We start from the raw sequence: 369 nt of genomic DNA, 5'->3' as shown, positions 1-369 counted from the left end.
TGGCCAGCCTCTTCGGCATCTCCGAGTCCGCTCTCAGCCAGATCCTCATCATCGCCGCAGTGACCCTCGTGGCCTCGGTCTCCGTGGCACTGGGTCTCGACCGCGGCATCAAGGTGCTGTCCAACACGAACATCCTGCTGGCGATCGGCCTGCTGGTCTTCGTCCTGGTCTCGGGCCCGACCGTGATGCTGCTGCGCGGCACCATCGAATGGTTCGGTGTGTACATGCAGGAGCTGCCGGGACTCATGTTCTGGAACGACACCCTCGACGACACCGGCTGGCAGAACGGCTGGACGGTCTTCTACTGGGCCTGGACGATCACCTGGTCGCCGTTCGTGGGCATCTTCATCGCTCAGATCTCCAAGGGGC

At 63.4% G+C, this 369-nt stretch carries 1 protein-coding gene; it reads left to right on the top strand.

Annotated elements, in window-relative coordinates:
• Positions 1 to 369 (top strand): BCCT family transporter (locus tag IG178_RS24560; protein WP_193215221.1); only part of this gene is annotated, 369 nt, incomplete at both ends.

It is taken from the genome of Neoluteolibacter marinus (assembly GCF_014904755.1).
GTDB classification, from domain to species: Bacteria; Verrucomicrobiota; Verrucomicrobiia; order Verrucomicrobiales; family Akkermansiaceae; genus Haloferula; species Haloferula marina.
This window is presented reverse-complemented; position numbering and strand designations above follow the sequence as displayed.